Here is a 9555-nt window from a genome sequence, read left to right as displayed (position 1 = left end):
TAGTCATGATAATAGGGCCTTCTGATTAGAAGGCCCTATTATCAATGATTTTTATCCTCGTGACGACACTATCTAACGGTAAACTCGTTAGAGCTCTAATTATTTATCAGAAAAATGTATGGATAATCGCGACCTCACTTTCTCTCACCTGCTTTACCTCACAGCGCATCACTGGCGACTGGCCGTTGATCGCCGTCTGCGCGACCTCGGCATGAGTCAGGCCAGTTGGGTGGCTGTCGCCGCCATCGCCCGCAATGACACGCCGCTCTCACAAAGCGAACTTGCCCAGGAACTGGGCATTGAAAACGCCACGCTGGTGCCGCTGATTAACCGTCTGGTGGAACAGCAGCTGGTACAGCGCGTACTGACGGAGCAGGACAAACGCAAACGCCTGCTGGTTGCCACAGAGCAAGGTATGGCGCTTTACCATCAGGTGAAAACCGTGGCAGATGGCCTGCGTGAAGAAATTTTATCGGTCATCAGCCATGAGGAGCAGGAACAAACCCGACGGGTGCTGGAAAAGCTGCTCAATGAGGTTGAGAAGAAGTAATGCGTCTGCCGAAAAGCGATCCGTATGCACCACGGGAATGGGCCCTCACGAAAAACCCGCGCTGCTGGGCTCACCTTCAACGCCTTTTCACAGCACGCCACGACGCATCGCCTATGGCATCGTCGGCCTGCTGGTCTGCATGACCGGGGCACTGGGCAATGCGATGGTGACCGCCAACCTGCAAAACCTGCAGGGCACCTTTGCCGCCTGGTCGACGGAAATTGCCTGGCTGCCCGCCGTTTACGTGATGACGAACGTATCGATCAATCTGTTGCTGGTAAAGTTTCGCCAGCAGTTTGGGCTGCGCGCGTTTACCGAAGGTTTTCTGGTGCTCTATGTGCTGGTGACCTTCTTTCACCTGTTCGTCAACGATCTCAGTTCAGCGCTGCTGGTGCGTGCGGCTCACGGCATGGTGGCGGCGGCGCTCAGTTCGCTGGGGATCTATTATCAGATTCAGGCCTGGCCTGCCCGCCATCGCCTGAAAGCCCTGACGATTGGGATTACCGGCTCGTCACTGGCCATTCCCATCGCCCGGCTGTTCTCCACTGAGCTTCTGCAAATTGACGAATGGCGCGGCCTGTACTTCTTCGAGCTTGGGCTGGCGCTGATCTCCCTCGCCTGCGTAATGATGCTTAAACTCCCCCCGGGCGATCGCAAAAAAGTCTTTGAAAAGAAAGATTTTATCACCTTCTTTTTACTGGCGCCGGGAATGGCACTGATCTGCGCCGTGTTGTCGCTGGGTCGTCTGGACTGGTGGTTTGAAGCACCGTGGATTGGCTGGTCGCTGGCTCTGGCGGTGGTACTGATCGTCAGCGCCATCGTGTTCGAACATAACCGCAGCAACCCGCTATTAAATACGCGCTGGCTCTCGAGCGGCAGTATTGTTCGCCTGGGGCTGATCATGCTGCTTATCCGTATCGTGCTGGCGGAACAGAACACCGGGGTGTTCGGCTGGCTGCAGTATGTCGGTTTGCAGAATGAGCAGATGACCCATCTGGCGTGGTCCATTCTTGCCGGGATCATTTGCGGTATCACCGCCAGTTGCCTGACGATTAAACCACAGCGCCTCGCCTGGCCCATCGTGACCTCGCTGATTCTAATGATCGCTGCGTCGCTGATGGACAGCCAGTCCACCAGTCTGACGCGGCCGGATCAAATGATGATAAGCCAGTTTCTCCTCGGCTTTGGCAGCGCCTTCTTCCTTGCACCAGCCATGCTGGCCGGGATCGGCGGCGTAGTGGCTGAACCACGTAATCTGGTCAGCTTCTCGGTGCTGTTTGGAATGAGTCAGAACATCGGAGGGTTAATGGGTTCGGCCATTCTGGGGACGTTCCAGACCTGGCGCGAGAAGTATCACTCCAGCCTGATTGCCGACCAGCTCACCACCCTTAACCCGCTGGTAAATGATCGATTACAGCTCTACAGCCAGATGTACCAGAGCATGATCGGCGACAGCACGCTGCTGAGCGCCCAGGCTGTAACGCAGTTGCAAAACGTCTCAACGCTGGAAGCGAATATTCTCGCTTACAACGATACTTACCTGTTAACCGCCTCCGTCGCCGCTGCCACGCTGGTGTGGATATTCTGGCGGCTGATACGCCTGCGCATCACCGCGCGCATCGTATTACGACGAGCGACCGGAACAAAATAATACCTGTTTTAACTTTACTGGAGTATGTATGAGCCAGCAGGATGCCGCTAAAGAGCGGGCAAATACCCGCAGTAACCTGCGTATTGTGTCAATTTTCGCCGCAGCCGCTATTGGCATTGTTGGTGTACTGGTGATCCTTTACGCCTGGCAGTTGCCCCCTTTTACCCGGCAAACGCAGTTTACAGATAACGCCTACGTGCGTGGGCTGACGACCTTTATTAGCCCCCAGGTGAACGGATACATCACAGAAGTGAACGTTCAGGACTTCACGAAGGTAAAAAAAGGCGACCTGCTGATGCAGATTGACGATCGTATTTATCGTCAGCGCGTCCATCAGGCGCAGGCGCAGCTGGCGATGAAAATCGCCGCGCTGAATAACAATATTCAGCAACGCAAAAGCGCCGAAGCGGTGATCGTACGCAACGAAGCGGCACTGGTCAGCGCGAAGGCGCAAAACGTCCAGTCACAGGCCAATCTTAAGCGTGTCAAAGCCCTGAGTGCAGACGGTTCGCTCTCCGTGCGCGAGCGCGATGCCGCCCTCGCAAGCGCGGCACAGGGTGATGCCAGTATCGCGCAGGCGCAGGCCACGTTGGATGTATCCCGTCAGGATCTGCAAACCACCATCGTCAACCGCGGTTCACTGGAAGCCGATGTAGAAAACGCCAAAGCAGCCCTGGAGCTGGCAGATATCGATCTACAAAACACCCGCATTACCGCCCCGCGTGACGGTCAGCTCGGGCAAATCAGCGTCAGGCTGGGAGCGTATGTTACCGCCGGTACCCATCTGACGTCGCTGGTCCCTGCGCAGAGCTGGGTGATCGCCAATCTGAAAGAGACGCAACTGGCAAACGTCCATGTCGGACAGCCGGTACGCTTCTCCGTCGACGCGCTGGACGGCAAAGAGTTTGAAGGCCGCGTTGAAAGTATCTCCCCGGCAACGGGCGTGGAATTCAGCGCTATTTCACCGGACAACGCCACCGGCAACTTTGTGAAAATCGCACAGCGTATTCCGGTGCGCATCGAAGTGAAAGGCAAAGAGGAAGATGTTGCCCGCCTGCGTCCTGGAATGTCGGTACAGGTACATATTGATACCCGGGAGGCGAAACAATGACCGTTCGCCCTCTGGTCGCGCTCACCTGCCTGCTGCTGGCGGCGTGTCGGTCCGTTGACGTAAAACCGGCGAAACCGTCTTTGCAGATCCCGGCGGCCTGGCGAAGCGGCATCGGCCCATCCAGCGCGGTTGAAAAGGTCTGGTGGCGCAATTTTCACGACAGCGCGCTCAACGGTTATGTTGACCAGGCGCTACGCTATAACAGCGACGTGCTGATTGCCCGTGAGCGGGTCAATGAGTATCAGGCCCGGGTTTACGGTGCAGAAGGCAGCCTATTTCCGTCGCTCAGCGCCGGTGTTACCGGTACGCGCGCCCGCACACAGTCGGCGGTGACCGGCCTGCCAATCTACAGCACTTTGTACAAAGGCAGCTTGACGGCCAGTTATGATGTCGATATCTGGGGCGTACATCGCAGTACTGCCGATGCCGCGCAGGCCTCGCTGGAGGCGCAAAAAGCCGCGGCGGCAGCGGCCGATTTAACCGTTGCCTCGTCGGTAGCATCCGGTTATGTCACCCTGCTGTCGCTGGATAACCAACTGCGGGTGACGGAATCGACCTTAAAGGCCCGGGAAGAGGCGTTCAGGCTGGCACAGCGTCAGTATGAAACGGGCTATAGCTCACGGCTGGAGCTGATGCAGTCCGATTCTGAAATGCGCGCGACACGGGCACAGATTCCCACCCTGCGCCACCAAATTGCCCAGCAGGAAAACGCACTCAGTCTGCTGCTCGGTGCAAATCCCGGCAGCATTGCCCGGCAAAATGAACTCGATCAGTTAACGCCGCTACAGATACCGACCAGCCTGCCGTCGTCATTGCTCAACCGTCGCCCGGATATCGCCCAGGCGGAACAACAGCTGATTGCCGCTGATGCCACGCTGGCCTCCGCCCGCGCCAGTTTGCTGCCGTCACTGAACCTCACTGCCACAGGCAGCATTCAGGACAGAACCTTACCCGGTTTGCTGGATAACCCGCTCAAGCTGTGGAGCGTGGGTGGCAGCATTCTGGCCCCGTTGCTTAACCGTCAGGCGCTGAATGCGCAGGTGGACGTGACAGCGTCACAACGCAATCAGGCACTCTATACTTATGAAAAGACGGTAAGAAACGCCTTTAAAGAGGTCAACGACAGCCTGGACGCCATCACTCATCTGCAGGAGCAACTAACCGAGTTGCAGGCGCAGACCCAGGTCGCGCAGGAGACATTACGCATCGCGCAAAATCACTATCGTGATGGCTACTCGTCCTACCTAGATGAGCTTGATGCCCAGCGCACACTGTTTTCCGCGCAATTGAGCGTTGTTCAGGCCAAAAGTAACCTGTTACTGGCGCAAATTGATTTATATCGCGCACTGGGCGGAGGATGGTCTACGCCTGCCGTGAGCGACTAACCCAGGAGAAATGCTATGCAGAAGCAGTGGTCGAATGTCGATAACTATTTGATTGAAAAGCTTACCCCTAAAGACGACATTCTTGAGCAGGTGCTGGCGAATAATCAGCAAGCAGGGCTTCCCGCCATTGATGTGGCAGCCAATCAGGGCCAGTTACTGGCCCTTTTTGTACGCATGACGGGAGCAAAACGTATTCTGGAAATCGGTACGCTCGGCGGTTACAGCACGATCTGGATGGCACGCGAGTTACCGACTGGAGGGGAAGTGCTGACGCTGGAAGCCGATCCGCTGCACGCCAGCGTTGCCCGGCAGAACCTGCAACTGGCGGGTCTGGACACGTGTGTGAAGGTAGTTGAAGGCCCCGCGCTGGATTCACTCGAAAAATTAGGCGATCACCCGCCATTTGATCTGATTTTTATTGATGCCGATAACCGAATAACCCGGCCTATCTGCGCTGGGCACTGCACTACTCCCGCCCCGGTACGCTGATCATTGGCGACAATGTGGTACGTGACGGTGAGGTGACCAACCCGCAGAGCGATGACGAACGGGTTCAGGGCGTCAGAACCTTTATAGAGATGATGGGAGAAGACCCACGGCTGACCGCCACCGCGATTCAGACCGTAGGTATCAAAGGCTGGGATGGATTTACCCTGGCATGGGTGAATGCGTAAGCCTGAGCCAACATTCGCATTGGTCATCAGACGTAGCCCGGATAAGGCGTTTACGCCGCATCCGGGAAGATGGCATCGTGCGGTTTGATGCCCTCACCCCAACCCTCTCCCACAGGAGAGGGAGCAAATCTGTGTCGACATCCGGGGATGCAAAAAAACTACGCGCTCACCTGCTCCATTGCCTGCAAAACACGCTTATCGGAGACCGGATACGGTGTACCGAGCTGCTGCGCAAAGTAACTCACGCGAAGCTCTTCAATCATCCAGCGGATCGCCTTGACCTCTTCGTCTTCACGACGCGCCGGTGGCAGCTTGTTCAGCCACTGCTGCCACGTCTGCTGGACTTGTTCCACTTTCAGCATTTGTGCCCGGTCACGGTGCGGATCGACCGCCAGTTTCTCCAGACGCTTTTCAATGGCGTGCAGATAACGCAGCGTATCACCCAGACGGCGGAAACCGTTGCCGGTGACGAAACCGCGATACACCAGCCCGCTCATCTGGGCCTTGATATCTGACAGCCCCAGCGCCATGGTCATATCCACACGCCCTTTCAGACGCTTGTTGATATTGAACACCGCCGTGAGAATCTGCTCGACCTGTTTGGCGATATCCACCACCGTTTCATTCAGATCGGCGCGAACTTTCTCGTGCAACACGGTAAAGCCCTCTTCCGTCCAGACAGGACCACCCGCCTCGTCAATCAGCTTATCGACGCCACAGGAGATGCAATCGTCGATCAGATCCAGTACTTTGCCATACGGGTTAAAGTACAGACCCAGTTTGGCTTTGTTTGGCAGTTTTTCATGCAAATATTTGATAGGCGATGGAATATTCAACAGCAGCAGACGGCGTAACCCGTTCCACATGGCCTGTTGTTGATCCAGTGGATTATCAAACAGCTTGATTGCAACGCTGTCGCGCTCATCTACCAGAGCAGGCCAGGCTTTCACCTTGTAGTTACCGCGTTTCTGCTCGTAGCTTTCCGGAAGCTGACCAAAGCTCCAGATATGCAGCCCGCTTTGCTCGATACCGTCGTCGGCTACCGCCGAAAGGGTTTCCTGCACTTTACCTTTCAGCGATTCTTTTAACGCCGTTAATGATGGACCTTCGGCGAGTTTCTTGTTCTTCTCATCCACCACCCGGAAGGTGATTTTCAGATGATCGGGAACCTGATCCCAGTGCCAATCGTCACGATCAATCGTATGACCCGTCATGCGGCGGAGCTCACGCTCCAGGGCGTCCAGCAGCGGCAATTCCAGCGGCGTGACACGGCCCAAAAATGCTTCCGCATAGTTTGGCGCGGGCACAAAGTTGCGTCGTACCGGTTTGGGTAATGACTTAATCAGGGCAATCACCAGCTCGCGGCGCAGCCCAGGGATCTGCCATTCAAACCCGCTTTCTTCCACTTGGTTAAGCAGCGGCAGCGGAATATGCACCGTCACGCCGTCGGCATCCGCCCCCGGTTCAAACTGATAGCTCAGGCGCAGCTTGAGATTGCCCTGATGCCAGAAATTCGGGTAATCCAGTTTGCTAACCTTCTCCGCCCCTTCTTTGATCAGCATACTCTTCTCAAAGTTGAGCAGATCCGGGGTTTCATGGCTCGCTTTCTTCCACCAGCTATCAAAATGGCGGCCAGAAATTACGTCATGGCTGATGCGCTGGTCGTAGAACTCAAACAGCGTATCGTCATCAACCAGAATGTCGCGGCGACGGGATTTGTGCTCCAGCTCTTCAATTTCAGCGCGCAGCTTAAGGTTGTCGCGGAAAAACGCGTGGCGTGTCTGCCAGTCGCCCTCCACTAGCGCGTGACGGATAAACAACTCACGACACAGGGACGGATCAATCTGGCTGTAGTTCACGCTACGAGCAGCCACAATCGGCAAACCGTAAACCGTCACCTTCTCCGTTGCCATCACCGCGCCCTGCGACCGCTCCCAGTGCGGTTCACTGTAAGAGCGCTTGATCAGATGCTGCGCAACAGGCTCCACCCATTCCGGATCGATACGTGCCGCAGTGCGCCCCCACAGGCGGCTGGTTTCCACCAGCTCGGCCACGATCGTCCATTTAGGCGGTTTTTTGAATAAACCGGAGCCCGGGAATATAGAAAAACGTGCGTTACGCGCCCCGGTAAATTCCTGCTTATCGACATCTTTCATCCCGATGTGCGACAGCAAACCGGTTAACAAGGAAATGTGGACTTCACGGTATTCCGCCGGTTCGCTGTTCACCGGGATACCCAGTTCTTTCACGACCTGGCGCAGCTGGGTATAGATATCCTGCCACTCGCGCACGCGCAGGTAGTTGAGGAAATCCAGCTTGCACTGGCGGCGGAACTGATTCGACGACAGCGCTTTTTGCTGTTCGCCGAGGTAGTTCCACAGGTTCACAAAGGCGAGAAAATCGGATTCTTTGTCGTGGAAGCGGCGGTGTTTTTCATCGGATGCCTGCTGCTTGTCCATCGGACGCTCGCGCGGATCCTGAATGGAAAGCGCTGAGGTGATGATCATCGCTTCGCGCACGCAGCCGTGTTTTTGCGCTTCCAGCACCATACGCGCCAGACGCGGGTCCACCGGCAACTGGCTAAGCTGGCGACCTTGTGGCGTCAGCTTGTAGGCGGTGGCCTGCTCATCAGTGGTGATGGCACCCAGCTCTTCCAGCAGACGCACGCCGTCCTGAATATTGCGTTTATCCGGCGCTTCAACAAACGGGAACGCGGCAATATCGCCGAGGCCCAGCGCGGTCATCTGCAAAATAACCGACGCCAGGTTAGTACGCAGGATTTCCGGATCGGTAAATTCCGGGCGTGACAGGAAATCATCTTCCGAATAAAGACGGATACAGATACCTTCCGAGACACGACCGCAACGGCCTTTACGCTGGTTAGCGGAAGCCTGAGAAACCGGTTCAATCGGCAGGCGCTGCACTTTCGTGCGGTAGCTGTAGCGGCTAATACGCGCGGTACCCGGGTCAATTACATACTTAATGCCCGGCACCGTCAGCGAAGTTTCCGCCACGTTGGTGGCCAGCACAATGCGTCGCCCGCTGTGTGACTGAAATACGCGGTTTTGCTCGCTGTTCGACAGACGCGCATACAACGGCAGCACTTCGGTGTGGCGTAAATTCAGTTTGTTCAGCGCATCGGCGGTATCGCGGATTTCGCGTTCACCGCTCATAAAGATCAGGATGTCGCCCGGCGCTTCGCGGCTCAGCTCATCCACTGCGTCGAAGATGGCCTGCAGTTGATCGCGTTCGGTGTCGTCGGCGTCTTCGACAATCGGACGATAGCGCACGTCCACCGGATAAGTACGGCCGGATACTTCGATAATGGGCGCATTATTAAAGTGGCGCGAAAAGCGTTCCGGATCGATGGTCGCCGACGTGATGATGATTTTCAGGTCCGGACGACGCGGCAGCAGCTCTTTCAGGTAACCGAGCAGGAAATCAATGTTCAGACTGCGTTCGTGCGCTTCATCGATAATGATGGTGTCGTACTGCATCAACAGGCGATCCTGCTGAATTTCAGCCAGCAGAATACCGTCGGTCATCAGCTTGACCATGGTGTTGTCACTGACATGGTCACTAAAACGGACTTTATAGCCGATGCAGCCGCCCGGCTCGGTTTGCAGCTCTTCGGCAATACGATTGGCAACGGTACGCGCCGCCAGACGACGCGGCTGGGTATGGCCAATCAACCCTTTTACCCCGCGCCCCAGCTCCATACAGATTTTTGGCAACTGCGTGGTTTTGCCGGAGCCTGTTTCCCCGGCGACAATCACCACCTGGTTGTCGCGGATGGCTTCCAGGATGTCTTGTCTCTTCTGGCTAACGGGTAAATTGTCGGGATAGCTGATTGTCGGGCGTGATGCCTCGCGCAGCAGAACGTTCTGTGCCGCTTCGGCGATCTCCCGGTTCATCGTCTGGAAAATAGCCTGTTGTGATTCAGGATTTTTAACCTTCTTCACGCCCTGCAGGCGGCGGGCAAAGTGCTGTCTGTCACGCAGCATCAGGGTATCGAGCTGAAGGTGAAGATCGGCGAGGGTCAATTTTTGTTGTTCTGTCATAATCTTATCGGGCAGAGCACTGCCGGAAAACTTCTCTTTATCGGAATGCGCGTAGAATACCACAACGCGTTATTTCATTTCTTGTTCAAGAATTTCGAACATAGAATTCGATATATTGCGCTA

At 55.8% G+C, this 9555-nt stretch carries 4 protein-coding genes and 2 pseudogenes; 5 read left to right on the top strand and 1 reads right to left on the bottom strand.

The window, feature by feature from the left end; all coding sequences use genetic code 11:
* Positions 1–118 precede the first annotated feature (118 nt).
* From ACSZPU_RS10325 to ACSZPU_RS10305, 5 genes and pseudogenes are all read left to right on the top strand, one after another.
* Positions 119–550, top strand: a complete 432-nt coding sequence (locus ACSZPU_RS10325; protein WP_498998242.1) for a MarR family winged helix-turn-helix transcriptional regulator — start codon at positions 119–121, stop codon at positions 548–550.
* Positions 550–2201 (top strand): annotated as a pseudogene (locus tag ACSZPU_RS10320) (MFS transporter). Before ACSZPU_RS10325 ends, ACSZPU_RS10320 begins: the two are co-directional and overlap by 1 nt.
* Before the next feature lie 28 nt (positions 2202–2229).
* Entirely contained in the window at positions 2230–3312 is a 1083-nt protein-coding gene (locus ACSZPU_RS10315; protein WP_498998240.1) for an HlyD family secretion protein, read from the top strand.
* A complete protein-coding gene (locus ACSZPU_RS10310) occupies positions 3309–4697 on the top strand; it encodes an efflux transporter outer membrane subunit (protein WP_498998237.1) in 1389 nt (462 codons plus the stop codon). Before ACSZPU_RS10315 ends, ACSZPU_RS10310 begins: the two co-directional genes overlap by 4 nt.
* A 15-nt stretch (positions 4698–4712) precedes the next feature.
* Positions 4713–5371, top strand: a pseudogene (locus ACSZPU_RS10305) (O-methyltransferase).
* A gap of 158 nt (positions 5372–5529) precedes the next feature.
* Here the strand turns inward: ACSZPU_RS10305 and hrpA are convergent.
* Positions 5530–9432, bottom strand: coding sequence for an ATP-dependent RNA helicase HrpA (hrpA, locus tag ACSZPU_RS10300; protein WP_498998235.1), 3903 nt, complete (start codon positions 9430–9432; stop codon positions 5530–5532).
* Between the last annotated feature and the right edge of the window lie 123 nt (positions 9433–9555).

The organism is Phytobacter sp. V69, from assembly GCF_965644215.1.
Classification (GTDB): Bacteria; Pseudomonadota; Gammaproteobacteria; order Enterobacterales; family Enterobacteriaceae; genus Phytobacter.
This window is presented reverse-complemented; position numbering and strand designations above follow the sequence as displayed.

Coding starts and splice junctions, on each gene's coding strand:
- hrpA (WP_498998235.1), bottom strand. CDS start 9,432: ATGACAGAACAACAAAAATTGACCCTCGCCGATCTTCACCTTCAGCTC.
- ACSZPU_RS10325 (WP_498998242.1), top strand. CDS start 119: ATGGATAATCGCGACCTCACTTTCTCTCACCTGCTTTACCTCACAGCG.
- ACSZPU_RS10310 (WP_498998237.1), top strand. CDS start 3,309: ATGACCGTTCGCCCTCTGGTCGCGCTCACCTGCCTGCTGCTGGCGGCG.
- ACSZPU_RS10315 (WP_498998240.1), top strand. CDS start 2,230: ATGAGCCAGCAGGATGCCGCTAAAGAGCGGGCAAATACCCGCAGTAAC.